The organism is Micromonospora sp. NPDC049903 (assembly GCF_044460945.1).
GTDB lineage: Bacteria > Actinomycetota > Actinomycetes > Mycobacteriales > Micromonosporaceae > Micromonospora.
In genome coordinates this window covers 67,672-92,535 of sequence record NZ_JBITKL010000010.1, presented here as the reverse complement: position 1 = coordinate 92,535, position 24,864 = coordinate 67,672, and the positions used below count along the sequence as shown (strand labels likewise).

Sequence of the window (24,864 nt, the reverse complement as noted above, 5' to 3'; positions counted from 1 at the left end):
CTCGCGGACGAAACGGTCACAGCCAGCCGTTGTCCCGCGCGATCCGTCGAGCCTCCGCCCGGCTGTCCGCACCGAGCTTCTGCACCGCGAGGGCCAGATAGTTTCGTACCGTGCCCGGGGAGAGCCGAGCCCGGCGGGCGATCACGGCCACCGGGGCGTCCTCCTCGGCCAGCCGCAGCGTCTCCAACTCGCGCGGGGTCAGCGGACACGGCGGGATGGTCAGCGCGTCGGCCGCCAGCGCCGGGTCGACGTACCGGCCACCGGCGTGCACCCGGCGGATCACGTCGGCGAGCGCCCCGCCCGGCGCGCCCTTGGGCAGGAAACCGCGCGCTCCCGCGGACAGCGCGCGGGCCAGGTGCGGCGGGCGGCCCTGCCCGGTGAGGATGACCACCGCGCAGTCCGGCAGCACCCGGGACAGCTCGGCGGCGACTCCGAAGCCGTCCTGCCGGGGCATGGTCAGGTCGACCACGGCCACGTCGGGTCGGTGGGCGAGAGCGGCGCTGACCGCCGCCGTCCCGTCGGCCGCCTGCGCGACGACCGTCAGGTCCGCCTCCAGCTCCAGCAGGGCGGCCAGGGCGGTGCGGATCAGTTCCTCGTCGTCGGCGAGCAGGACCCGGATCATGCGGTGGCCGGTACGGTCGCCTCGACGGTGAACACGCCGTCGGCCCGGTCGACGCGCAGCCGCCCACCGGCACCGGCGAGTCGCTCGGACAGCCCACGCAGGCCGTGGCTGTGCCGGTCCGCCGTCCCCGTCCCCGTTTCGGTCGCTCCGTCGTTCGTCACGGTCATCCGCACCTCGTCCTCCCGCTGACTGATCTCGATCCGGCACCAGCCGGCCCGGCTGTGTCGCAGCACGTTGGTGCCGGCCTCGCGGAGCACCGCCGCGAGCTGGGTGGCCGCCTCCGGCGGCAGCTCACCGGCGGGCGGCACGACCGTGCACCGTACGCCGGACGACCGCAGCACCTGCGCCACCGCGCTCACCTGCTCGCCGAGGTCGACCCGGCGGTAGCCGTGCACCGTGCGGCGCAGTTCGGTCAGCGCGGTGGCGGCCAGCCGCTGCGCCTCGCCCGCCTCCCGGGCGGCCCGCGACGGGTCGGCGTCGGCCAGCCGGGCGGCCAGCTCGGCCTTCAGCGCGATCACGGTCAGGTGGTGCCCGAGCAGGTCGTGCACGTCCGCCGCGAAGCGCAACCTCTCCTGCGCGGCAGCCAGCCGGGCCTGCGCCGCCCGTCCCCGCTCCGCCTGCACCAGCAGGCCCCAGAACCACACCTGGAAGCCGTTCACCAGCGCGACGCCGGGGCCGGCGGTGCCGACGACCAGCAGCGCCTGGCCGATCGACGCGCCGGTCACCCCGGCCACCGCCCCGGCGACCACCATCGCCAGCACAGTGGCCGGAAGGGCCGCCCGCAGCGGCGCCAGCAACGGCACCCCGCCGACCGTCGCCGCGCCCAGCCAGGCCCAGGTGGGCCAGTCGCCGACGGCGACCGGTGCGGCCAGCGGTACACCGAGCACCGCGACGGCGGCGTACCCGATCCGCAGCCGTCGGCGCTGCCGGGCGGACCCACCGGTGGTCACCGCCGCGCCCACCGCCGCCGCCAGGACCAGCGTGAACCCGACGATGGCGAGTACGCCGGAGGTCACCCGCCACGGGTCCGGCTCCCGCAGCGGGCCGATCGCCGGCAGGAACAGGGTGGCGACCATGCCGGAGGCGAGCGAGACCCGCGTCGCCGTCCGGGCCCGGCGCAGCGTCCGTTCGCCGCCCGGCACCGTCCCGTCCGTCACCACGCCGGTCAGGGTAGAACCCGCTACCCCACGGGCGTACCCCCCGTTCCGCCCGGTCCGACCGGGCGTCGTGCCCGGCCGACCGGAGACAGAACGCGGATTGTCGCCGCCGCCGCGCGCCGCCACGATCGACGTCATGACCGACGCCCTCGCCACCCCCGGCGGACCGACCCCGTCCACCCCGACGATCCACGGGCCACCGGCGACGCCGGTCCGCCACTCGCGCCTGACGCCGCTGGCCCGGCACCTGTTGGAGATGGCGCTGGCCATGGTGGCCGGCATGCTCGTGCTCGGTCCGGCCCGCGCCGCCCTGGGCGGACTGCTCGGGCTGGCCCCGGCCACCCCCGGCGTCGCGGCGCTGCTGATGGCCACCGACATGAGCATCGGCATGGCGGTCTGGATGTGGTTCCGAGGGCACTCCGGTCCGGCCGTCGGCGAGATGGTCCTGGCCATGTACGTGCCCGTGCTGGTGCTGCTGGTGCCGTACCAGGCCGGGTGGCTCGACGGCGACGCCCTGCTGATGGGCGCGCACGTGCTGATGGTGCCGGCGATGGTGGCGGCGGTGCTGCGGCGCCGGGCCGAGTACGCCGTGCACCGCCCGAACCGCGCCGCGCCGCGACACCCGTGGGCACGGGCGGTGGCGCAGCGCTGGCCGGCCGGGCTGGCGCTGCTCATGACCGCCGACACCTGGAGCTCACCCGCGCCGCTGGCCGCGTACACGCTGCTGGCCCTGCCGGCCGGTTACCTGATCATCGGTACGGTCCGGCGGCAGTGGGGCGTACCGGGCGCTCTCCGGCTTCAGCTCGTCGGCCTGGCCGGCTGGTCGGGCCTGGCGCTGCTCGCCGTGATCGTCGGCGGCACGGCCGGGCAGTGGCTGGTCGCGATCGGCTGGCTGGCCCACGCGGGCTGGGACGTGATCCATCACCGGAGCGGCCAGGTGGTACCCCGCGCCTACGCCCAGTGGTGCGGGGTGATCGACGCGGTCCTCGGGATCACCATCATCCTGGCGCTGGTCACCGCCTAGTCGGCGGCCTGCGGCGGGGCCCGTCGCCACCCGGCGGCGGGCCCCGACCGCGTGTTGCCGGTGGTCGCCGCAGCGGCCGGGTGGGCGTGATGAAAGGCTTGACCCATGAGTTCCACGCCCGTACCGCCCGACGCGACCATGGATCCGCCCGCCTTCACGGACCTCGGCCTGCGGCCCGAACTGCTCGCCGCGCTCTCCGCGCTCGGCTACGAGGAGCCGACGCCGATCCAGCGGGAGGCGATCCCGACCCTGCTGACCGGCCGTGACCTGCTCGGGCAGGCGGCCACGGGTACGGGCAAGACGGCCGCGTTCGCGCTGCCCCTGCTGCAACGGATGCCGGACGACCGGCCCGGCGGCGATCCCCTGGCGTTGGTGCTGGTGCCCACCCGGGAACTCGCCGTGCAGGTGTCCGAGGCGTTCCACCGGTACGGCAAGGACCTCGGGGCCCGGGTGCTGCCGATCTACGGCGGGCAGCCGATCGGCCGCCAGCTGCGGGCGTTGGACCTCGGTGTGGACGTGGTGGTGGCCACCCCCGGCCGGGCGCTGGACCACATAGCCCGGGGCACGCTACGGCTCGGCAACCTGATCACGGTCGTCCTCGACGAGGCCGACGAGATGCTGGACATGGGGTTCGCCGAGGACATCGAGGCGATCCTGGAGCACGCGCCCGCACAGCGCCAGACGGTCCTCTTCTCGGCGACCATGCCGTCGCGCATCGAGGGCATGGCCCAGGCACACCTCACCGACCCGGTCCGCATCCTCATCGCCCGCGAGCAGCCGGTGGCCGGTGCGGCGCCCCGGGTACGCCAGAGCGCGTACCTGGTGGCGCGGGCGCACAAGCCGGCGGCGCTGGGCCGGGTGCTGGACGTCGAGTCGCCGACTGCGGCGATCGTCTTCTGCCGCAGCCGCGAGGAGGTCGACCGGCTCACCGAGACGATGAACGGGCGCGGCTACCGTGCCGAGGCCCTGCACGGCGGGATGAGCCAGGAACAGCGGGACCGGGTGATGGGCCGGCTGCGTTCCGGCACCGCCGACCTGTTGGTGGCCACCGACGTCGCCGCCCGGGGACTCGACGTCGAACAGCTCAGCCACGTGGTCAACTACGACGTGCCGTCGGCACCCGAGTCGTACGTGCACCGCATCGGCCGGGTCGGTCGCGCCGGCCGGGAGGGCGTGGCGATCACCCTGGCCGAGCCCCGGGAACACCGGATGCTCAAGACCATCGAGCGGGTCACCGGCCAGCGCATCACGATCGACAAGATCCCCACCGTCGCCGACCTGCGTACCCGCCGGCTGGAACTGACCCAGGCCGCGCTGCGGGAGAGCCTGCTGGAGGACGACCTGGAGCCGTTCCGGGTCATCGTGGAGACGCTCAGCGACGAGTTCGACCTGATGGAGGTGGCGCTCGCCGCGGTGAAGCTGTCCCACGAGGCGACCCTGCCCGGCTCCGACGAGGCCGAGGAGGAGATTCCGCAGGTGGCGGTCCGTCCGACCCGGGACGCTCGGCCCGGCCAGGACACTCGGGGTGACCGTCGGCCAGCACGGCCCCGCACCGGCGGCACCACCCAGGTCTTCATCGGGCTGGGCCGGCGCGCCGGAGTCCGCCCGCAGGACCTGGTCGGGGCGATCACCGGGGAGACCGGCATCCGGGGCCGGGACATCGGCTCGATCGAGATCGCCGACCGGTTCTCCCTGGTCGAGGTGCCCAACGGGGTGGCCGACGAGGTGATCGCCGGGCTGCGCGGCAGCACCATCAAGGGCCGCAAGGCCACCGTACGCCGCGACCGCGACGAGCGCCGCTGAGGTGTAAGGCTGAGGTGTAAGGAGGGGCCCCTTGTTAACGCCTGCGGTATAGCAGGGAGCCCTTCTCACCCCGGCATGCCCTGACATGCGGCGACTGGCGCCACCCCGCTCGGGATGACGCCAGTCGGCGGTGCCTGGTGTTAGTAGGGGACCCCTGCTCTACCGCAGGCGTTAACAAGGGCCCCCTCCTTACATGCGTCCTTACGTGCGTCCTTACATGCCGCCCTACATGTCGCCCTACGTGCCGCCGTGCATGCGCTCGTCGCTCAGGCGGCGGTGAGCGCCTCACCGCCCAGCGACGCCGGGTCGATCTCGGCCGGGCGCAGCGCCAGGGCGAGTACGTCGGCGACGTCGGCGAGCGTGTGCACGGTCAGCGCCTCGCGGACCTCGGTGGGCAGGTCGTCGAGGTCCGGCTCGTTACGGGCCGGGATGATCACCTCGGTCAGACCGGCCCGGTGCGCGGCGAGCAGTTTCTGCTTCACCCCGCCGATGGGCAGCACCCGGCCGGAGAGCGTCACCTCGCCGGTCATCCCGAACTCGGGGCGTACCGGCCGGCCGCTGGCCAGTGACGCCAGCGCGGTGACCATGGTGATGCCGGCGCTGGGGCCGTCCTTGGGTACCGCGCCCGCCGGGACGTGCAGGTGGATCCGCCGCCCGGCGAGGGCGTTCGGGTCCAGACCGAGCCGTCGGCCGTTGGCGCGCAGGTAGGAGAGCGCGATGTGCGCCGACTCCTTCATCACGTCGCCGAGTTGACCGGTCAGGGTCAGTCCCGGCTCACCGTCCATGCTGGTCGCCTCGATGAACAGCACGTCGCCGCCGGCACCGGTGACCGCCAGCCCGGTGGCCACGCCCGGCACCGCCGTCCGCTCCGCCGACTCCGGCGTGTGCTTGGGTCGGCCGAGGTAGCGGGTCAGGTCGTCGGCGCCGACGCGGACCGGGGTCGGGTCGTCGGTGAGGGCCACCGCGACCTTGCGCATGACCTTCGCCAGGGCCCGCTCCAGTTGCCGTACGCCGGCCTCCCGGGTGTACTCCCCCGCGATCCGGGCCAGTGCCGGGGCGTCGACGTCGACCTCGTCGGTGGTCAGCCCGGCCCGCTCCCGCTGCCGGGGCAGCAGGTGGTCCCGGGCGATGGCCACCTTCTCGTCCTCGGTGTAGCCGTCCAGCGTGACCAGTTCCATCCGGTCCAGCAGCGGGCCGGGGATGGCCTCCACCACGTTGGCCGTGGCGAGGAACAGCACGTCGGACAGGTCGAGGTCGACCTCCAGGTAGTGGTCCCGGAAGGTGTGGTTCTGGGCCGGGTCGAGCACCTCCAGCAGGGCGGCGGCCGGGTCACCGGCGTACCCGACGGAGAGCTTGTCGACCTCGTCGAGCAGCACCACCGGGTTCATCGAGCCGGCCTCGCGCAGCGCCCGCACGATCCGGCCGGGCAGCGCGCCGACGTAGGTGCGCCGGTGGCCTCGGATCTCGGCCTCGTCGCGTACGCCGCCGAGGGAGACCCGGACGAACCTGCGGCCGAGCGCCCGGGCGACGGACTCGCCGAGGCTGGTCTTGCCGACGCCGGGCGGGCCCGCCAGGGCCAGCACCGCACCGGAGCCGCGACCGCCGACCACACCGAGGTTGCGGTCGGCCCGCCGGTTGCGCACCGCCAGGTACTCCAGGATGCGGTCCTTGACGTCGGCCAGGCCGGCGTGGTCGGCGTCGAGCACGGCCCGCGCCGACGCCAGGTCGGTGTTGTCCTCGGTACGCGTGCTCCACGGCATCTCCAGCACCGTGTCGAGCCAGGTACGGATCCAGCCCGCCTCCGGGGAGGCGTCACTGGCCCGCTCCAGCTTGCCGACCTCGCGCAGTGCCGCCTCGCGTACCTTCTCGGGCAGGTCGGCGGACTCGACGCGGGCCCGGTAGTCGGCGGAGCCCTCCGGGGCGTCCTCGCCGAGTTCCTTGCGGATCGCGGCGAGTTGCTGGCGCAGCAGGAACTCCCGCTGCGACTTCTCCAACCCCTCGCGGACATCGGAGTTGATCTGTTCGGTGACCTCCTGCTCGGCGAGGTGGTCCTTGACCCAGCCGACGAGCAGTTCCAGCCGGGCGGTGACGTCCGGCGCGGCGAGCAGTTCGGTCTTCTGCGCCAGGGTGAGCCAGGGCGCGTAGCCGGCCGAGTCGGCCAGTTCGGAGAGGTCGGTCATCCGCTCCATCGCGTCGATGACCTGCCATGCGCCGCGCTGTTGCAGCACGGAGGTCACCAGGGCGCGGTACTCGCGGGCCAGTTCCCGTGCCTTGCCGGCCGGGGCGGGCTCGTCGATCTCGGTCGCCTCGACCCAGAGCGCCGCGCCGGGCCCGGGTACCCCGGAGCCGATGCGGGCGCGGGCGAGGCCGCGGACGACTGCGGCGGGCTCGCCGCTGGGCAGCCGACCGACCTTCTCGATGGTGGCGATCGCGCCGACGGAGCCGTACTCGCCGTCGAGGCGGGGCACGGCTAGCAGCCTGCGGTCGCCGGTGGCGCGGGCCGCGTCGACGGCGGCCTGGGTGGTCGGGTCGAGGGTCACCGGGATGACCATGCCGGGCAGCAGTACCGCGTCGGTCAGTGGGAGTACCGGAAGAGTTGCCATCGAACACCTGCTATCGCATTGAGTTGAGCGTGTCTGACTCAAGTCGACGCGCGCCACCGTTGTTCCACGGTGTGACCCAGCACACGAACCACCCCGACCTTCAGGTGGCGCCGACACATCCGTGCCGAACACGGGAACGCCGGGTAATCGGGATTTACGCGCGGCGCAAAACGCGAGAGCCGGCAAGCAGGGGCTTTTGTTGCGCAATTGCCGGGCGATGAGTCAAACTTTGACCACACCCCGCCAGACACAGGGAGTAATCGACGATGGCGAGAAAAGTAATCACGGTGCTGACTGACGACCTCGACGGCGGAAAGGCCGATCGGACGGTCGAGTTCAGCCTGGATGGCGTGAGCTACACCATCGACGTCTCCGATGAGAACGCGGGAGTCCTGCGCAAGGCGCTGGATCCGTTTATCAATGCGGGCCGACGGCTTGGACGCGGCAGCGCCGACACCGGTCGCGGTCCGCGTCGGGTCACCGCTGCGGCCCCCGGAATGAACCGCGAGCAGAACCGCGCGATCCGGGAATGGGCGGTCAGCAACGGCTACAAGATTTCCGAGCGGGGTCGTATCCCGGTCGAGGTCGTCGAGGCGTACAAGAACCGCTGAACAGCGGCGTCGCCACACAACGTCGCGGGCCGTCCGGAACCTCGTTCCGGACGGCCCGCGTGTCGTTTCAGGTCAGTTGACCTGGATCCGCACCGCGTCGAAGGCGGGGGTCTGGTTCGCCCGCTCCGACATCGGGATACGGTGCGAGCCGTCACCGGCCCAGACCGCGCACTGCGCGGTGCCGGAGTCCGGCAGACCCGGGATCTGGATGACCACGCTGTCCGGCTGGCGACCGCCGCCGCCGTCCTCGGTGGCCACGAAGAAGGCCGGTACCGGATCCGCCGCCGGCGCCTCGTCGGTGTTGTTCAGCATCCGGCAGGCGGTGTGGAAGTGGCCTCGGGTCAGGCCCTCACCGTTGAGCAGCGAGCTCTCCAGGTAGTAGCCACCCTGACCGGCCGGGAGGAACCGGTCCCGGACCAGGTTGCGGGTGCTGACCCGCAGCGAGAAGCCCTCGTTGCGGTTGATCTGCTGCGGGAACTCGGTGATCAGCAGCGACGGGTTGTTCGCCGCCGAGCCGACCTCGCCGAAGGCGGTGCTGATGCAGCGGTTGCCGTTCTGGAAGCCGTCGTGCGGCTGGAGCTGGCTGTTGTTGCAGTTGTTGGCCAGCACGTCGAGGCCGTTGTTGTTGCCCCCGCCGTTGTTGCCGCCGTTGTTGTTGCCCCCGCCGTTGTTCCCACCGTTGCCGGGGTTGTTGCCGCCGTTGTTCCCACCGTTGTTGTTGTTCACCGGCTGCACCTGGCAGGCGGCCAGGCCGGCGAGACCGCGCGGCCGGGGGCCGAAGCGGTCGATGGAGATCGTGATGCGGTCGAGCGTGGCCCGCCGCTTGCTGGCCAGCGGGTCGAGGATCGCGTTGCGGATGAACGCCTGGCCCTTGTTGCCCTCGGCGGCCAGACGCTGGTCGGCCTCGGTGATCTGGGTCTGCAGCAGGGCCAGGTTGCGGTCCACCTCGGCGCGGGCCCGGTCGGGCACCTGCGGCAGGCGGCTGACCACGTCGGGACAGGCCACGGCGAAGGCGCCGGTGGTGGCGCCACCGTTGCCGCTGCGGGTCTCCTGGCACTCCTCCACGGACTGCTGCCCGTCACCCCAGTGGTTGGTCACCCATCGACCGTTCTGGAACGTACGGGTGGTGGTGGCGCCACGGGCGGTCGGCGCGGTCGCACCCGGGCTGGGCTCCACACACTCGGCCGAGATCGGGCGGGTCTGCTGCTTGTTCGGCCGTCGGTCACCGGCCGACGAGATCTGGGTAACGGCGACGACGCCACCGAAGACGGCGAGCGTGGCACCAACGGCCAGAAGTCGTTTGGTCCGCGTGTTACCTGATGGTCTGCGTGACCGGGTGGACCTGCGCATCGAATTGCTCTCCTTCTCGATCCGGTACCTGACGCGTGACTCGACGGACCGAACGGAATCGTGGTGGCGCGCTCGACGGAGGCCGTTCGAACGCACCGGTGGCACGTCGACAGACGACGATGCCCTTTCCGCACCGTCTCCCGCGCCGCCCGGCGCGGGTTGGGGAGATCCTGTCCATTCCCGGTGAGGTACGGCCCCGCCGTGGCGGGAGTTCAAAAGAAGGTGGACTTTTTTTCGGCGACTCGGGACGTACTGCTCCGGGGCAGGTCAGACCTGGTGCAGATGGTCGTAGGCGAAACCGTCCACGAGTTCGTCGCGGCGCTGCCCGAGTCGCCGGATGTCGTCGAGCAGATCGGCACGACCCATCACGTCGGGAGTTTCCGTATCGAGGGTGCGCAGACGCTCACCGACAGCGAGTGCGGCGAGGTCCTCGGCCAGTCGTGCCGGATCGACACCGCAGAAGAACCGGTACGTCCGCAGGAGGACCCGTTCCACCAGGAACTCGCCGGGACGCACCTCGACCCAGCTCCACCCCTCGACCGGACCGTCGGCCCAGCGCACGTGCAGCCCGCGCAGGATCGGATCCGCCAGTCGCCGTGCCACGTACGCCTCGACCGCCTCGGCCCGGGCGAGCGCGCCGAGGTCGTTGACCGCGCCGGTGCGCCCGTCGGGCAGCCGGCCGACGATGTCGCGGAACCCGACGGCGGCTACGTCCGACCCGGCGGCACCGTCGGCGTACTGGCGGGCGTCGAGCACGTACCCGACGATGCCCGGACCGTGGTCGACGGCGCGCAGGGTGGCCGAGCCGATCCGCAGCAGCGGCAGGCCGACGCTGGCGGTGACCGCCTCGACGATCCGGTCCACCCGACGGGCGGGGGCGTCCGGCGCCGGCTCCCGGAACTCGACCGCGAACTGCGGCAGGCCGGTGTCGTCGGCGCAGACCACGTGGTCGAGCACCACGCGGGCGGCGGTGTTCCACTGGTTGCCGGTGAGCCCCGGCGGACGACGTCGGATCACCTCACCCAGGCGCGGGCCGGCGTGCACCCGCTGCCCCGCACGGGCCAGCACGGGCGTACGCCCACCGGCCGGAATCGTCGACAGCCACGCGTCGCCACCGGTCATCGTCGTATCCACCCAATCCTGCCGCCGACCGACCGAGTCTAGGATGACGATCATGCCGGACGGCTCCCCCGGTGGGCCCCTGGTGACCACCACGACGGTGACCGACCGCGCCGGAGGCGAGGAGGTGGGCGGATGCGGGTGGTCTCCCTGGTGCCCTCGCTGACCGAGGCGGTGGCGGTGACCCTGCCCGGGCTGCTGGTCGGGGCCACCGACTGGTGCACCGCTCCGGCCGATCTGGACGTACCCCGGGTGGGCGGCAGCAAGTACCCCGACCTGGACCGGGTCCGCGCGTTGCGACCGGACCTGGTGCTGCTCAACGTGGAGGAGAACCGGCGCGAGGACGCCGACGCGCTGGCCGCCGCCGGAGTGCCGGTCCGGGTCACCTATCCGCGTACGGTGGACACCGCCCTGACTGAACTCGCCGACCTGCTGCATGACCTGGGCGCATCCACCGAACCCGAGTGGCTGGCGGAGGCGCGACGGGCCTGGGCCGACCGGCCGGCGCCTGCGGTGCGGCACCGGGCGGTGGTGCCGGTCTGGCGGCGTCCCTGGGTGGTGCTCGGCAGCGACACCTTCGCCGGTGACGTGCTCCGCCGGCTGGGCGTGGCCAATCTCTACGCCGGGCAGCCGGAACGGTATCCGCGACCCACGCTGGACGAGCTGCGCGCCACCGCACCCGACCTGGTCGTGCTGCCGGACGAGCCGTACCGCTTCACCGCCGACGACGGGCCGGAGGCGTTTCCGGGCGTACCGTGCGCCCTGCTCTCCGGACGGCACCTGACCTGGTACGGCCCGTCGCTGGCCGAGGCCCCGTCGGTGCTGGCCGACCAACTGGCGAACCCGGTCGTCGTCGGCTGAGCGCCACCGGCGCCCGAACACCCACGTGCCCGAACCTCACGGCACCCGATTCACCCGGCGCGTGAGCGCCCCGGCGTCGTGCCGACCGCCCTGGCGTGCGCCCGTCCCGTACCCGGTCCGACGGCCCGGGCCGGAAGGGGTCGAAGGTCCCGTCCGGTCCGGGCCCGGTCGGCCCTGACCGCTTCCGACCCCACCGGCGTCCAATGGAGGTGTCACCGGGACAGCGGTGCGAAGCAGAGAAGGGACGTGGACATCATGACCGCGATGATGGAGCGGAACACCGCCGCCAAGACCCCGGGGGCCGAGACCGTTCGGGAGCAGGCCGACCGGAAGCGAGCCACCCGTTACCTGCTCGCCGGGCTGCGCCTGGCGTTGGGCTGGATCTTCCTCTGGGCCTTCCTGGACAAGCTGTTCGGCCTGGGGTTCGCCACCGAGGGCAAGAACGCCTGGATCAACGGCGGCAGCCCCACCAAGGGCTTCCTCAGCTTCGGCGTCACCGGTCCGTTCGAGGGCTTCTACCAGAGCATGGCCGGAGCGGTCTGGGCCGACTGGCTGTTCATGATCGGTCTGGCCGCGATCGGCACCGCCCTGATCCTCGGCATCGGGGTACGCGTCGCCGCCGTCGCCGGTGGTCTGCTGCTGGTGCTGATGTGGACCGCCGCCCTGCTGCCCGCGAACAACCCCTTCATGGACGACCACCTGATCTACGTCGGGGTGCTCGCGCTACTCGCGGTGACCAACGCCGGTGACACCTGGGGCCTCGGCCGCACCTGGGCCCGGCTGCCGATCGTCAAGCGCTTCGCCTGGCTCCGCTGACCTGTCACCTCCCTCCCCACACGGCGGGCGGCACCCCTTCGGGTGCCGCCCGCCGTCGTGCACGGCCGGGCCTCTCGGGAGGTCGTGGCGCGTGCGACGGGCACCGCTGGCGTAGCATCCGGCAGGATTGTGCTGACCAGAACCGACGTCACAGGAGAATCCGCATGAACCAGGCAGCGAGCAAGCCCGAGATCGGTCCGATCGAGGGTGCCCCGCCCGCCGACCTCGTGATCGAGGACATCACCGTGGGCGACGGCCCCGAGGCCCAGCCCGGCCAGCGCGCCCGCGTCCACTACGTCGGGGTCTCGCACTCCACCGGCGCCGAGTTCGACGCCTCCTGGAACCGGGGGGACGCCTTCGAGTTCCCGCTCGGCGGTGGCCGGGTCATCGCCGGCTGGGACCAGGGCGTGGTCGGCATGCGGGTCGGTGGCCGGCGCAAGCTGACCATCCCGCCGCACCTGGGCTACGGCAGCCAGGGCGCCGGTGGCGTCATCAAGCCCAACGAGACCCTGGTCTTCGTGGTCGACCTGCTCGGCGTCCGCTGAGCGCCGCGTCCGGCGCCGGCCCCCGTACCCGGCGCCGGACGCGCGGTCGGCGTCGGACGCCGACCACCGCACGCCCCGGCGGGCGAACCCGCCGTAGCGGCGTCACACGCCGGCCAGCACCCGCTCGGAGCACGAGCCGACGACCGGGATGACCCGACGCAGTCCGGTGGCGCGCAGCACCCGCTCCACCACCGGCGGCGGGTCCGTCAGCACCAGTTGGCCACCCTGCGCCCGGACCCAGAGTCGGGCCGCGATCAGCGTGCGCACACCGGCGGCGGAGAGCACCCGCACCTCGGAGAGATCCACCCGCAGCTCCGGCCGGGCCGGCGCCGCCCAGAGGGCCGCGCGGAACGCCGCGACGGTGGCGATGTCGACGGCACCGACCACGCGGACGCACACCGCGTCGTCGAAGACCGTGGTCTCGGTGTGGAACCGCTCCTCGCGCTCTGGCATGAGTTGAACCTATCCCGCACCACCGACACTCACACCCTGCACAAAGGGGGTTCCGGGTAAGCCCAGGGCATGACCCGCAGGCCCGGTGTATCCACCCTAGGGACGATCCCGGGCACCACCCTCCGCCCGCCCACGACGGGAGCACCGGGCCGGTGACGACCCGGTGCCCGACGTCGGTGTGTCAGCCGCCGCTGGCCGAGGGCTGCGGCTCCGGCGAGCCGCCGCCGGCCACCGCGCCCGGGTCCGCAGACGTGGTCGGCGCCGGTGCCAGTCCGGCGGGTACGGGCAGCGCGCTGCCCTTGGCGAACTGGTCCCAGCCGACGTTCCAGGCCGTCCAGCCGTTGCCCTCGCCGAGTCCGACCTCGGTGCCCTTGACGGTGACCAGGTCACCGACCTGGGTGACGCCCATCAGCCAGTCGGCGTTGGCCGCCGAGAGGTTGGTGCACCCGTGCGACACGTTGGCGTACCCCTGGTCCCCCTCCGACCAGGGCGCGCCGTGGATGAACTCGCCGCCCCAGGTCAGCCGCTGCGCGTCCTCGACATCGACGACGTACGGGTCGGCCGAGCCCGTGGTGTCGAAGGTGGTGAAGTCGTGCTTCTCCATGATCACCATCTTGCCGCTGGAGGTCGGGGTGCTCGGCTTGCCGAGGCTGACCGGGAGCTTGCGCAGCACCTTCCCGTCCCGGATCACCGACATCTGCTTGGTCGCGTTGTCGATCTCCAACGCCACCTGTCGGCCGATCTTCGACGTGGCCCGCCGGTCGGCGTCGCCGACGTTCTCCTTACCGATCGGCAGGCCCTCCAGCGCGGCACGCACGCTGATCGACGTGCCGGGCCGCCAGAAATCGGGCGCCCGGTAATAGACCTGACTACCGTCGGACACCCAGGACCAGGTGCCCGGCTGCGGCGGATCCGTCTTCACGAACAAACGACGTTGCACATCCGCCCTGGCTTCTTTCGGAATGGGCGGGTCGAACGCGACGGTCACCGGCATGGCGGTGCCGTACGTCCGATTGCCGGCGAAATAGAGCGTACTGGTGATCGCCGGTTTGGACGTTTTCGGCTGCGTCGTGAAGGTCGTCTTCCGGGTGACGGTCTGCCCCTTCTCGCCGGTCACCGTGACCTCGGCGGTGTAGGTCCGCTTGGGCTGCAACACCTCGGTCGGCACCCAGCCGGTCCCGTCCTCGCGCGGCTCGGCCTCGACCTTCCCGCCCTTGTCGTCGGTGATCCGCACGTCGGTGACCCGCCCGTGCTTGACGGTGGTGCCGATCTCACCGCTGACCGGTACGTCCCGCGTGCCCTCGGCCGGTGTCACGGCGAGCTCCGGAGCCGCCTGCCGTCCCTCGCCGACGACCTTCCGGTCGCCCGTGCACGCGCCCAACGCCAGCGGCGTCGCTGCCACGGCCACCGTCAGCAGCGCCAATCGCCCCCTCAGGTTCATGATGCGTCCCCCCGTTTATTTCTCGCCCTCCGCCACATTCTGACCGGCTACCCGCCAGCGGCTTAGCAATTCTCCGAAACCGCGCCCTTATTGCACCGGGAACATTTCCGCGCCACTGCGACACAAAATGCCGGGAAATGCCCGGGCGGGTTATCCCGACCGTTAGCCGGCGAACTGCGACCGATGTCCGCACACCCGTTGGTCCACGACGGTCCGCCCGATCTCGGGCATACGGCCGCCCATGGGCCCGGCGTCCACTTCCGGGAACATGGTTGATCAAGGAGTTTTGGTCCGAATCCGCCGCCCATCCAGACCAAAACTCCTTGATCAACGGGGCGATCTTGGGAGGCGGCCTTAAGGGCACCCTCGTGTGGCGGCCGGGGCAGCCGCGCGTGTTCGGGCGCGACCCTCGGGCGTGTGGTCGGTGGTCGGCAAGAGACTGCGAGCTGCGAGACACCTGGGCGGTCGGACAGGACAGGCATCGGCCGCATGGCGACCTTACGGCCAGCAGGAGGTGGAGTTGTCCACGTCCACGTCCACGTCCGCGCCGATCATGGACTTGTGGTTCCCGTCCGCGCCGATCACGGAGTTGTGGCCCCGCCTGCGCCGATCATGGAGTTGTGGCTGGCAATTCGACCTCTATACGCCGTTATGCCCTCTGCACAACTCCATGATCGACGCCTGCGGGGCGGCGCAGGCCGGGTGGGCGGGAGTGGGCGGGGGTGGGGGTGGGCGGGGCTCAGACGGCGGCGATCAGCAGGGCCGGTTGCTCGACGCAGTCGGCGACGTGCCGTAGGAAGCCACCGGCGACTCCCCCGTCGCACACCCGGTGGTCGAAGGTGAGGCTGAGCTGCGTCACCTTCCGCACCGCCAGTTCTCCGTCCACCACCCATGGCTTGTCCACGATGCGGCCCACCCCGAGCAGCGCCGCCTCCGGGTGGTTGATGATCGGGGTCGAGCCGTCGACACCGAACACTCCGTAGTTGTTCAGCGTGAACGTGCCGCCGGTGAGGCGGGCCGGCGGCAGCTCACCGGCGCGCGCCGCGGTCGTGGTCGCCGCCAGCTCGGTGGCCAACTCGGCGGTGGTGAGCCGGTCGGCGTCGCGCAGCACCGGCACGAGCAGGCCACGATCGGTCTGGGCGGCGATGCCCAGGTGCACGGCGGCGGACTGGACGATCCGCTGGCCCTCAGTGTCCACCCGGGCGTTGAGCTGCGGGTACCGGCGCAGCCCGGACAGGCAGATCCGGGCGAGCAACGCCAGGATGCTCACCGGCTGGTCCGGTCGGGCGGCGTTGATCGCGGCTCGGGTGCTCAGCAGTCCGGTGGCGTCCACGTCGACCCAGATGGTCACCTCCGGGATCTCCCGCCGGCTGCGGGAGAGCTTGTCGGCGATCACCCGGCGGATGCCGGTCAACGGGATCACCTGGTCCCGCGCGTCGGCCGGAGCGAGTCCCACGTGCGCCGACGGGGACGGGGTCCCGGCGGCCAGGTCCGGCGCGGCGAGTCCCGTCACGGGCGCGCCCGCCGCCGACCGGTCCGTCGTGATCGCATCCGCCGTGGTCACGCCCGTCGTCGAGCGCGCCATCGTGATCGCGTCGGCCGCCGCCTCGACGTCGGCGCGGCGGACCACCCCGCCCGGCCCGGTGCCGCGCAGCGTGGTCAGGTCGACGCCGTGCTCACGGGCCAACCGCCGCACGATCGGCGAGATGACCAACGCCGGAGTCTCGGACGGACCCGCACCGACGACGGCCGAGCCGACAGGAACAGCAGGAGCCGAACCGACGACGGCCGGGGCCGAGCCGACAGCAACTGCCGGAGCCGCGTTGACCGGGACAGCCGGAACCGAGGCGACCGGGACAGCCGGGACCGAGGCGACCGGCACAACCGGGGCCGAGGCGACCGGCACAACCGGGGCCGAGGCGACAGGGGCCGAGGCGACGGGGGCTGCCGGGGCAGCGCCGTTCGTCACCGCCGTGCCGGTGACCGCCGCCCCAGCCCGCGCGGTCGGGGCGAGGCGGGGACGCCGACGACGGCGCGTGGCACCGTGCCCGGTGCCGTACCCGATCAGCACGTTGCCGGATCCCGCCCGCTCCTCCTCGCGGTAGACCGCGTGCCCGGTGGGCTCGGTCGGGCCGGCGGCACCGTCGGCGGCCGGGTCGGCCACCGTGATCAGCGGCTGGCCCACCGGACGCACCTCACCCTCGGCGCCGTGCAGGGCCACCACCCGGCCGGCGTACGGGCAGGGCACGTCCACGACCGCCTTGGCGGTCTCCACCTCGACCACGGTCTGGTCCACCGTGACCACGTCACCCACCGCGACCCGCCACTGCACGATCTCCGCCTCGGCGAGCCCTTCACCGAGGTCAGGAAGGAAGAACACCTGCTCGCTCATGCCGGCACTCCGCTCCGCTGCGTGCCGCCACGAGACTCCACCGCACTGCACCCGATGATTCGCTCACTCCGCTCGCTCATGCCGGCACCTCGGTGAGCCAGCGGGAGTCCGGCTGGTCGTCCCACTGGAGGCGGGCCACCGCGTCCAGCACCCGGTCGACGGAGGGCAGGTGGGTGTGCTCCAGCATCGGCGCGGGGTAGGGGATGTCCAGCCCGGAGACCCGCAGCACCGGCGCGTGCAGGGCGTGGAAGCACCGTTCCTGGACCCGGGCGGCGATCTCCGCGCCGACCCCGGCGAAGCCCTGGGCCTCCTGCACCACGACACAGCGGCCGGTACGCCGGACCGAGGCGGCGATCGTGTCGTCGTCGAAGGGCACGATGGTGCGTACGTCGACGACCTCCAGGTCCCAGCCCTCCTCGCGGGCGGCCTCGGCGGCCTCCAGCGCGACCGGCACCGCCGGCCCGTACGCGACCAGGGTGGCGTCCCGGCCGGGCCGACGGACCACCGCCCGGCCGAAGGGTGCGGTACGCGTGGGCAGGTCCGCCTCGGCGCTGGTGAAGTAGAGCTTCTTCGGCTCCATGAACACCACCGGGTCGGGGTCGTCGATCGCCTCCCGCAGCAGCGAGTACGCGTCGTCGACGGTCGCCGGGGTGACCACCTTCAGGCCCGGGGTGTGCGCGTAGTACGCCTCGGAGGAGTCGCAGTGGTGTTCCACGCCGCCGATGCCACCGGCGTACGGCACGCGGATCACCATGGGCACGCTCAACGCGCCCCGGGTGCGGTTGCGCAGCTTCGCCACGTGCGAGGCGATCTGCTCGAACGCCGGGTACGCGAACGCGTCGAACTGCATCTCGACCACCGGGCGCAGCCCGGACATGGCCAGTCCGACCGCGAATCCGACGATGCCGGCCTCGGCCAGCGGGGTGTCGAAGCAGCGCTTGTCGCCGAAGCGTGCCTGTAGCCCGTCGGTGATCCGGAAGACGCCGCCGAGTTGCCCGACGTCCTCGCCGAAGACGACGACCCGCTCGTCGTCGAGCAGCGCGTCGGCGAGCGCCGCGTTGAGCGCCTTCGCCATGGTCATGGTGGCCATCAGGCGTCCTCCTCCTGCGCGGCGAGCTCGGCGCGGACCTGGTCACGCTGTTCGACGAGCTGCGGGGTGGGCTGCGCGTAGACGTGGTCGAAGAGGGTGAGCGGGTCGACGGTGGGCTGGACGTTCATCCGCTCGCGCAGCCGCGCGGCGTACTCCTCGGCCTCCTGGGCGATCGCGGCGACGGCGTGGTCGTCGAGGACCTCGCGGGAGCGCAGGTACGCCTCCAGTCTGGCCACCGGGTCGCGGTCCCGCCACGCCTCCACCTCGTCGGCGTCGCGGTAGCGCGTCGCGTCGTCGGCGTTGGTGTGCGGTTCCATCCGGTAGGTGTGCGCCTCGACCAGGAACGGTCCCTTGCCGGCGCGGGCGTGCGCGACCGCCTTCTCCAGCACGGCGAGCACGGCCACCGGGTCGTTGCCGTCGACCTGCTCGCTGGGCACGCCGTAGCCGACGCCCTTGTAGGCCAGCGACGGGGCGGCGGTCTGCCGGGACAGCGGCACGCTGATCGCGTACCTGTTGTTCTGCACGAAGTAGACCACCGGGGCCTTGAACACGGCGGCGAAGTTGACCCCCTCGTGGAAGTCGCCCTCGCTGGTCGCGCCGTCACCGATGTAGACCAGCGCGACCGTGTCCCGCCCCTGGTACGTCTCGCCGTAGGCCAGACCGGCGGCGTGCACGCACTGGGTGGCCAGCGGCGTGCACTGCGGGGCGGTGCGCCGCACGGCCGGGTCGTACCCGCAGTGCCAGTCGCCGCGCAGCAGGGTGAGCACCTCGACCGGGTCGATGCCCCGCGCGGTCAGCGCCATCGACTCGCGGTAGGTCGGGAAGACCCAGTCGTCGTCGCGCAGCGCGAGCACGCCGCCGACCTGGCACGCCTCCTGGCCCCGGGAGGACGGGTAGACCGCGAGGCGGCCCTGCTTGGTCAGCGCGGTGGCCTGCGCGTCGAACCGGCGGCCGACGACCATCCGGCGGTACATCTCGCGCAGGGCCGCCAGGGGTGGCTCGGGATAGTCGGCCCGGGACGGCAGCAGGGTGCCGTCCGGGTTCAGCAGTCGGACCGGATCGGCCTGGGGAAGCAGGGCGGCGGCCGGGTCGGGCGCGGTCGGGGTGGCCGACCGGCGCTTCCGCGGGGTTGCCCTGCGGGCCGCCTGAGGGGTGGTCGTCACGGCGGTACCTCCTGGACGTGTGGTGGACCTATGCTCCTTTGGTCGGATGATTGACTCAAGATGGCCGGTGAACGCGGGATGTATGGCACTGATGGGAGGCTCGGGTGAGCCAGGAGACCGCTGACACAGTGCCCCTGCGGGGTGGCACGGGACGAACGGCACCAGGATTGGACGAGGTGGACCGGCGGATCCTGGACGAACTGACCCGGGACGGGCGGATCTCCGTCCGGACGCTCGCCGAGCGGGTGCACGTGTCGCGCACCAACGCGTACGCGCGGATGGAACGGCTGCTGCGCGACGGGGTGGTCACCGGGTTCGCCGCCCGGGTCGCGCCGGAGCCGGCCGGGCTGGGCACCTCGGCGTACATCGCCCTGACCATCCAGCAGAACACCTGGCGGGAGGTGTCGGCGGAGCTGGCCCGGGTGCGCTACGTCGAGCACGTGGCGCTGCTCAGCGGCGAACACGACGTACTCGCCCTGGTCCGCGCGCCGGACAACGCCACCCTGCGGGACGTGGTGCTGGACCGGGTCCAGCGCATCGCCGGGGTGCTGTCCACCCGGAGCTGGCTGGTCTTCGAGGAGTACGACGGCGTCCGCAGCCCGTGGGCCTGACCGCCGCTCAGCGCTCCGGCGGCGCGGCCAGCCCCTCCCGGTCGGCCAGCTCCAGCAGCGGGTCCAGCGAGAACCGTGGCCCGTCCAGACCGCCGTGCGGGTCGCCCCGCTCGGCGAACCGGGCCGGCATGGTGGTCACGTCGAAGTCCTCCGGCCGTACGTCGTCCAGCTCGGCCCAGTCGAGCGGGGCGGAGACCAGCGCCGCAGGCGTCGGCCGGATCGAGTACGCCGAGGTCATCGTGTGGTCCCGGGCCATCTGGTTGTAGTCGACGAAGACCGGCCGGTCCCGCTGGTCCCGCCACCAGGTGGTGGTGACCAGGTCCGGCCGACGCCGCCGCATCTCGCCGCCGAGCGCCAGCACCGCCCGCCGGCAGTCGCCGAAGCTCCACCGCGGTTCGATCGGGACGTACACGTGCAGGCCGCGACCGCCGGTGGTCTTGGGGTAGCCGGTCAGGCCCAGCTCGTCGAGGAAGCCGTGCACCTCGTGCGCCACCGGGACGACCTGGTCGAACCCCACCCCGGGCATCGGGTCCAGGTCGATCCGGAGTTGGTCCGGCCGCTCCACGTCGGCCCGGGTCACCGGCCACGGGTGAAACCGCAGGGTGCCCAGGTTGACCGCCCAGATCACCACCGCCAACTCCCCCGGCGCGACCTCGTCGGCGCTGCGCCCGCTGGGGAACGTGATGTGCGCGGTGCCCACCCAGTCGGGCGCGCCCGCCGGCACCCGCTTCTGATAGAAGGCGTCGCCCCGGTTGTCCTGCCGGGTGGCGACCGTCGCCCCCTCGAACACGCCACGCGGCCAGCGCTCCAGCATGGTCGGCCGGTCCCTGAGCGCGCGTAGGATCCCGTCGCCGACGGCGAGGAAGTAACGCACCACGTCGAGCTTGGTCAGCCCGCGCTCCGGGAAGTACGGCTTGTCCGGGCTGGAGACGCGTACCACCCGCCGCCCCACCTGGATCTCCTCGGCCGCGGTCGCCATCTGCCGAGCGTACGACGCGTACGGCCGACGCGGGGGCGACCTCGCGGGCCGGTCGGGACCGGTCCGACCCGGTGTGCGTGGGGCCGGGTAGCCGACCCGCTAGGATCGGCGGGGGCCGTGACTGGCGCGTCGAGATGGAGCACCATCGGGAAGCGGCCCCGTCATGAGGACGCACGCCGAGCGCCTGGGCCTTCCGTACGTCACCAGGAGGTCGCATGCCGCCGAACGCCGAATCCGCCGCCTTCCGCAGCGCGCTGGAGGTCATCCGCGCCGTCGAGCCCCGGGTGGCCGACGCCATCGGCGCGGAGCTGGCCGACCAGCGCGAGTCGCTCAAGCTGATCGCCAGCGAGAACTACGCCTCGCCGGCCACCCTGCTGGCGATGGGCAACTGGTTCAGCGACAAGTACGCCGAGGGCACGGTCGGGCGTCGGTTCTACGCCGGCTGCCAGAACGTCGACACGGTCGAGGCGCTCGCCGCCGAGCACGCCCGGGAGCTGTTCGGCGCGACGCACGCGTACGTGCAGCCGCACTCGGGCATCGACGCGAACCTGGTGGCGTTCTGGGCCATCCTGGCCGACCGGGTGGAGTCCCCCGCGCTCAAGCGGGCGCAGGCCCGGCACGTCAACGACCTCACCGAGCAGGACTGGTTCGCGCTCCGCCGGGAGCTGGGCGACCAGCGGATGCTCGGCATGTCGCTGGACGCGGGCGGTCACCTCACCCACGGCTTCCGGCCGAACATCTCCGGCAAGATGTTCGACCAGCGCAGCTACGGCACCGACCCGGCCACCGGGCTGATCGACTACGACCGGGTCGCCGAGGCGGCCCGCGAGTTCCGGCCGCTGGTGCTGGTCGCCGGCTACTCGGCGTACCCGCGCAAGGTGAACTTCCGGATCATGCGGGAGATCGCCGACTCGGTCGGCGCCACCTTCATGGTGGACATGGCCCACTTCGCCGGTCTGGTCGCCGGCAAGGTCTTCACCGGCGACTTCAACCCGGTGCCGCACGCGCACATCGTCACCACCACCACGCACAAGTCGCTGCGCGGCCCGCGCGGCGGCATGGTGCTCTGCGGCCCCGAGCTGGCCGACCAGGTGGACCGGGGCTGCCCGATGGTGCTCGGCGGCCCGCTGCCGCACGTGATGGCGGCCAAGGCGGTCGCGCTGGCCGAGGCACGTCGCCCCGACTTCGCCGACTACGCCCAGCGGATCGTCGACAACGCCCAGGCGCTGGCCGACGGGCTACTGCGACGGGGCGCCACGCTGGTCACCGGCGGCACCGACAATCACCTGGTGCTCATCGACGTCACCGGCTACGGGCTGACCGGTCGGCAGGCCGAGCAGGCGCTGCTGGACTCGGGCATCGTGACCAACCGCAACGCGGTGCCGCAGGACGCCAACGGCGCCTGGTACACCTCCGGCATCCGGATCGGCACGCCCGCGCTGACCACCCGGGGGCTGGGCACGGCCGAGATGGACGGCACCGCCGAGCTGATCCACACGGTGCTCAGCCAGACCAGCGCCGGTGCCAACCCGGACGGCACCGCCTCCAAGGCCAAGTACGTGCTGGACCCCGCGCTCGCGGACAAGGTCAGTCGGCAGGCCGGTGAGCTGCTCGCCGGGTTCCCGCTGTACCCGAACGTCGACCTGGGCTGACGACGGACGCGCGCCGGGCCGGTGTCCGGCTCGGCGCGCCCGACGCACACGACTCGACATCTCGCGACAAGCGCGACGACGCCCGGGGCGCGTCGTCAACGCGTTCCCGGGCGGCGGTCGACCGACGGTGGGGTGGACTCAGTTCAGCGGACGCTTGAGGTGGTATCGGTGCACCTCGGTGCTGCCCTGGACGTTGTTGACGTCCTCGGCGGCGGTGACCAGTTCCCAGCCTTCCCGGCCGTACCGGTTGAGGTGCGCCACGGCGGTGTCGCCGTACGCGGTGATGTCCTTACGGGATCCGTCCGGGCCGTACCAGACGAACGACACATGGAAATTGCGGCCCTGTCCCTGGTAACGGCGAACCAGCAGGGCGTACTCCCAGGCAACCATGCCGCCCATTATGACCGTCCACGCAGGAGCACGATACGGCGAAGGTCACCGTTCGCTTTCCGGCGAACGCGGTGTGTCGCCGTCGGGGTGCGCGTGGCGCGGTGTCCGACACGCCGTGCGGGACCCGTGCGCGCCCCCTGCCGGCCTCGGCCGAGGCGTATGGTCGGGCGGTGGCCAGTTGGGATGACGTCCGCCGGATCGCGTTGAGCCTGCCGGAGACCGGCGAGCGCCCCTCCTACGACGGGCTGCCCGCCTGGACCGTACGGGACAAGTCCTTCGTGTGGGAGCGCCCGCTGCGCCGCACCGACCTCGACACGCTCGGAGCGGCCGCGCCGGACGGCCCGATCCTCGGCGTACGCGTCGCCGACCTCGGCGTCAAGGAGGCGTTGCTCGCCGACGACCCCGCCGTCTATTTGACCACGCCACACCTCGACGGCTACCCGGCGGTGCTGGTGCAGTTGGACCGGATCGACGAGGCCGAACTGACCGAGATCATCACGGAGGCGTGGTTCGCCCGCGCGCCGAAGCGGCTCGCCGCCGCCCACCGGGCCGCGACGGCACCGCCCGAAGCCTGACGCCGCACCCACCACACCGCGCCTGCCCCGACCGCCAACGCTCTTCGGCCGCCTAACCGATGACCGCTCGGCTGCACCCCGTCTGTCCCGCCGATCATGGAGTCGTGGTCAGCGAAATGCCACGATTCACGGCTTTCGCGAAGGCCACAACTCCATGATCGGCAAGGCGGCAGGCCGGCATCACGGATGGCGGGTTGGTAGCGTCCCGGGCCCCGTCCAGCCGCTATCGCTTCTCGCAGGCAACGCCGTCCTTGTCCCGGTCGAGTTTGGTGTTCGCCTTGTAGATCGCCGTCGAAACCGTGAAGTTCGTGACCGGCTTCGTCCTGCCGCGAACCTTGTCCCGAGCGCCCTTCTTGCCGACGCCATGCCGGTACTTCTTGTTCAGCGCGGTGCAGTTCTTGAACTTCGTCGGGGCAGCCTGCGCGGGCGACACCACGGCCACTGTGCCCCCGGCCAGCGCCAAGGTGACGACGAGTGCCATCCGGACCAGTCTGGAAACCAATCCGTCCTCCATATCGGATAGTGGGTGGACAAGGCACGCTACCGCCACGTGCATCGACACAGCGCCCTCCACCCGACTCGTCCGGCAGGGCTTACGGCGGCACTTCCATCACCATCCAGGCAGCACCTTCGACACAACGCCACCCGAGGTCTGACAGCTCGGATGACACCGAGCTGGTCACCGGCACAGATGTCCCACCGGCCGCCGGAGAAGCCCCCGCTTACCGAAGATCCCGCTCGATCCCGGATCGAGTGGTATCCGAACGCGACGATGACCACTCGATCCTGCATCGAGCGTGATCTTGCGGTGGAGGCGGGAGCATGGGCCTGCTGCGGGCCGCGGGTGGAGCGGGCGTGGCACGGGCGGAGCGGGCGGAGCGGGTTACCGTCGCATCACCCAGACTGGGATCGGGTCGGTCAGCGTGTCGACCAACTCCCAGCCGGCACGCCGGTAGATCTCGACGTTGACCGAGTTGCCGGTCTCCAGCACGGCCGGCAGGCCGTCGTCGGCGGCCCGACGCAGCCCCGCGCTCATCGCGGCCCGCCCCAGGCGACGACCGGCGTGGGCCGGGTGGGTGCCGAGTATGCCCAGGTACCAGTGCGGATGGCGGGGCAGGACGGCACGCAGCGCCTGGTCGTAGGCGTGCACCCGGCGCAGCGCGTCGTCGGGCAGGGCCGGGCGACGTCCGTCGTCGAGGACGGCCGTACCGGCGACCGGCGGCTCCCAGATGGCGGTCGCGGCACCCCGCTCGACGGTCCAGACGGTGCCTTTGACCACCTGCTTGTCGAAGAGGTGACCGAAGAGGACGGCAGCCGACCGTGTGTAGCTCTCGTCGTCGGGGAAGAAGAAGCGCACGACGGGATCGTTGACGAACGTGGCCACCAGGGCGTCGACCACCGGCGTCCGGTCTTCCGGACTCGCGACGCCGACCTCGGGAGCATGCACGAGGTCGGACTCTAGTCGTCCGGGACGCACCCCGCTGACCGATCGGCGGGGGGGGCCGGGGGGGGGGGGCCCCCCCCCCCCCCCGGGGGGGGGGGCGGGCGGGGCGCCGTGCGCCGGGGGCCGCCCCCGCCGCGGGGCGCCCCCCCGGCCCCCCCGCCGG

At 72.4% G+C, this 24,864-nt stretch carries 23 protein-coding genes and 1 riboswitch; of the genes, 9 read left to right on the top strand and 14 right to left on the bottom strand.

Annotation, left to right across the window (positions count from 1 at the left end; all coding sequences use genetic code 11):
• Positions 1–16: 16 nt before the first annotated feature.
• Both ACIBO1_RS17640 and ACIBO1_RS17635 read right to left on the bottom strand, forming a co-directional pair.
• A complete protein-coding gene (locus ACIBO1_RS17640; protein WP_396747496.1) occupies positions 17–622 on the bottom strand; it encodes a DNA-binding response regulator in 606 nt (201 codons plus the stop codon).
• A complete protein-coding gene (locus ACIBO1_RS17635) occupies positions 619–1,782 on the bottom strand; it encodes a sensor histidine kinase (protein ID WP_396747493.1) in 1,164 nt (387 codons plus the stop codon). The genes ACIBO1_RS17640 and ACIBO1_RS17635 overlap by 4 nt, the downstream gene beginning before the upstream one ends.
• 133 nt (positions 1,783–1,915) lie before the next feature.
• On the opposite strand from ACIBO1_RS17635, the gene ACIBO1_RS17630 reads away from it, so the two are divergent.
• Both ACIBO1_RS17630 and ACIBO1_RS17625 read left to right on the top strand, forming a co-directional pair.
• Positions 1,916–2,803: a hypothetical protein gene (locus tag ACIBO1_RS17630; RefSeq protein ID WP_396747491.1), complete on the top strand. Its 888-nt coding sequence runs from the start codon at positions 1,916–1,918 to the stop codon at positions 2,801–2,803.
• 105 nt (positions 2,804–2,908) lie between these two features.
• Positions 2,909–4,606 carry a DEAD/DEAH box helicase gene (locus ACIBO1_RS17625; protein WP_396747488.1) on the top strand — a complete coding sequence of 566 codons (1,698 nt, stop codon included), beginning with the start codon at positions 2,909–2,911 and terminating at the stop codon, positions 4,604–4,606.
• A 266-nt stretch (positions 4,607–4,872) separates the two neighbouring features.
• Here the strand turns inward: ACIBO1_RS17625 and lon are convergent, their stop codons facing one another.
• Positions 4,873–7,209 carry an endopeptidase La gene (gene lon / locus ACIBO1_RS17620; RefSeq protein ID WP_396747485.1) on the bottom strand — a complete coding sequence of 779 codons (2,337 nt, stop codon included), beginning with the start codon at positions 7,207–7,209 and terminating at the stop codon, positions 4,873–4,875.
• A gap of 266 nt (positions 7,210–7,475) precedes the next feature.
• On the opposite strand from lon, the gene ACIBO1_RS17615 reads away from it, so the two are divergent.
• Positions 7,476–7,820 carry an Lsr2 family protein gene (locus ACIBO1_RS17615; protein ID WP_396695038.1) on the top strand — a complete coding sequence of 115 codons (345 nt, stop codon included), beginning with the start codon at positions 7,476–7,478 and terminating at the stop codon, positions 7,818–7,820.
• A 72-nt stretch (positions 7,821–7,892) separates the two neighbouring features.
• Here ACIBO1_RS17615 and ACIBO1_RS17610 read toward each other — a convergent pair whose 3' ends face one another.
• Positions 7,893–9,170, bottom strand: coding sequence for a hypothetical protein (locus tag ACIBO1_RS17610; RefSeq protein ID WP_396747482.1), 1,278 nt, complete (start codon positions 9,168–9,170; stop codon positions 7,893–7,895).
• A 267-nt stretch (positions 9,171–9,437) separates the two neighbouring features.
• A complete protein-coding gene (locus ACIBO1_RS17605) occupies positions 9,438–10,346 on the bottom strand; it encodes a hypothetical protein (RefSeq protein ID WP_396747479.1) in 909 nt (302 codons plus the stop codon).
• A 78-nt stretch (positions 10,347–10,424) separates the two neighbouring features.
• On the opposite strand from ACIBO1_RS17605, the gene ACIBO1_RS17600 reads away from it, so the two are divergent.
• From ACIBO1_RS17600 to ACIBO1_RS17590, 3 genes are all read left to right on the top strand, one after another.
• Entirely contained in the window at positions 10,425–11,150 is a 726-nt protein-coding gene (locus ACIBO1_RS17600) for a helical backbone metal receptor (RefSeq protein ID WP_396747477.1), read from the top strand.
• 255 nt (positions 11,151–11,405) lie between these two features.
• A complete protein-coding gene (locus tag ACIBO1_RS17595; protein ID WP_396747474.1) occupies positions 11,406–11,966 on the top strand; it encodes a hypothetical protein in 561 nt (186 codons plus the stop codon).
• 164 nt (positions 11,967–12,130) lie between these two features.
• Positions 12,131–12,511, top strand: a complete 381-nt coding sequence (locus tag ACIBO1_RS17590) for an FKBP-type peptidyl-prolyl cis-trans isomerase (protein ID WP_176094397.1) — start codon at positions 12,131–12,133, stop codon at positions 12,509–12,511.
• A 102-nt stretch (positions 12,512–12,613) separates the two neighbouring features.
• Here the strand turns inward: ACIBO1_RS17590 and ACIBO1_RS17585 are convergent, their stop codons facing one another.
• From ACIBO1_RS17585 to pdhA, 5 genes are all read right to left on the bottom strand, one after another.
• Positions 12,614–12,964: an STAS domain-containing protein gene (locus ACIBO1_RS17585; RefSeq protein ID WP_396747471.1), complete on the bottom strand. Its 351-nt coding sequence runs from the start codon at positions 12,962–12,964 to the stop codon at positions 12,614–12,616.
• A 181-nt stretch (positions 12,965–13,145) separates the two neighbouring features.
• A complete protein-coding gene (locus ACIBO1_RS17580) occupies positions 13,146–14,405 on the bottom strand; it encodes an Ig-like domain-containing protein (protein ID WP_396747468.1) in 1,260 nt (419 codons plus the stop codon).
• A 739-nt stretch (positions 14,406–15,144) separates the two neighbouring features.
• Positions 15,145–16,797, bottom strand: a complete 1,653-nt coding sequence (locus ACIBO1_RS17575) for a dihydrolipoamide acetyltransferase family protein (RefSeq protein ID WP_396747465.1) — start codon at positions 16,795–16,797, stop codon at positions 15,145–15,147.
• Between the two features lie 76 nt (positions 16,798–16,873).
• Positions 16,874–17,887 (bottom strand): alpha-ketoacid dehydrogenase subunit beta, encoded by a 1,014-nt coding sequence (locus ACIBO1_RS17570; protein WP_350697262.1) that lies wholly within the window; start codon positions 17,885–17,887, stop codon positions 16,874–16,876.
• Complete coding sequence (gene pdhA, locus ACIBO1_RS17565; RefSeq protein ID WP_396747462.1) at positions 17,887–19,050, bottom strand: pyruvate dehydrogenase (acetyl-transferring) E1 component subunit alpha; 1,164 nt, start codon at positions 19,048–19,050, stop codon at positions 17,887–17,889. Before pdhA ends, ACIBO1_RS17570 begins: the two co-directional genes overlap by 1 nt.
• Positions 19,051–19,178: 128 nt before the next feature.
• Between pdhA and ACIBO1_RS17560 the strand changes: the two genes are divergently transcribed.
• Positions 19,179–19,661, top strand: a complete 483-nt coding sequence (locus ACIBO1_RS17560) for an Lrp/AsnC family transcriptional regulator (RefSeq protein ID WP_396747800.1) — start codon at positions 19,179–19,181, stop codon at positions 19,659–19,661.
• Positions 19,662–19,668: 7 nt separating this feature from the next.
• Here the strand turns inward: ACIBO1_RS17560 and ACIBO1_RS17555 are convergent, their stop codons facing one another.
• Entirely contained in the window at positions 19,669–20,640 is a 972-nt protein-coding gene (locus ACIBO1_RS17555; RefSeq protein WP_396747459.1) for a DNA polymerase domain-containing protein, read from the bottom strand.
• Between the two features lie 107 nt (positions 20,641–20,747).
• A riboswitch (ZMP/ZTP riboswitch) is annotated at positions 20,748–20,837 on the top strand.
• A gap of 18 nt (positions 20,838–20,855) precedes the next feature.
• Here ACIBO1_RS17555 and ACIBO1_RS17550 point away from each other — a divergent pair.
• Positions 20,856–22,292, top strand: a complete 1,437-nt coding sequence (locus ACIBO1_RS17550; RefSeq protein WP_396747456.1) for a glycine hydroxymethyltransferase — start codon at positions 20,856–20,858, stop codon at positions 22,290–22,292.
• A 138-nt stretch (positions 22,293–22,430) separates the two neighbouring features.
• Here ACIBO1_RS17550 and ACIBO1_RS17545 read toward each other — a convergent pair whose 3' ends face one another.
• Positions 22,431–22,691, bottom strand: a complete 261-nt coding sequence (locus ACIBO1_RS17545; protein ID WP_117228080.1) for a hypothetical protein — start codon at positions 22,689–22,691, stop codon at positions 22,431–22,433.
• A 161-nt stretch (positions 22,692–22,852) separates the two neighbouring features.
• Between ACIBO1_RS17545 and ACIBO1_RS17540 the strand changes: the two genes are divergently transcribed.
• Positions 22,853–23,257 (top strand): MmcQ/YjbR family DNA-binding protein, encoded by a 405-nt coding sequence (locus ACIBO1_RS17540; RefSeq protein ID WP_396747453.1) that lies wholly within the window; start codon positions 22,853–22,855, stop codon positions 23,255–23,257.
• A 223-nt stretch (positions 23,258–23,480) separates the two neighbouring features.
• Here the strand turns inward: ACIBO1_RS17540 and ACIBO1_RS17535 are convergent, their stop codons facing one another.
• Both ACIBO1_RS17535 and ACIBO1_RS17530 read right to left on the bottom strand, forming a co-directional pair.
• Positions 23,481–23,738, bottom strand: a complete 258-nt coding sequence (locus ACIBO1_RS17535) for an excalibur calcium-binding domain-containing protein (RefSeq protein ID WP_396747450.1) — start codon at positions 23,736–23,738, stop codon at positions 23,481–23,483.
• A 402-nt stretch (positions 23,739–24,140) separates the two neighbouring features.
• Entirely contained in the window at positions 24,141–24,704 is a 564-nt protein-coding gene (locus tag ACIBO1_RS17530; protein WP_396747447.1) for a GNAT family N-acetyltransferase, read from the bottom strand.
• Between the last annotated feature and the right edge of the window lie 160 nt (positions 24,705–24,864).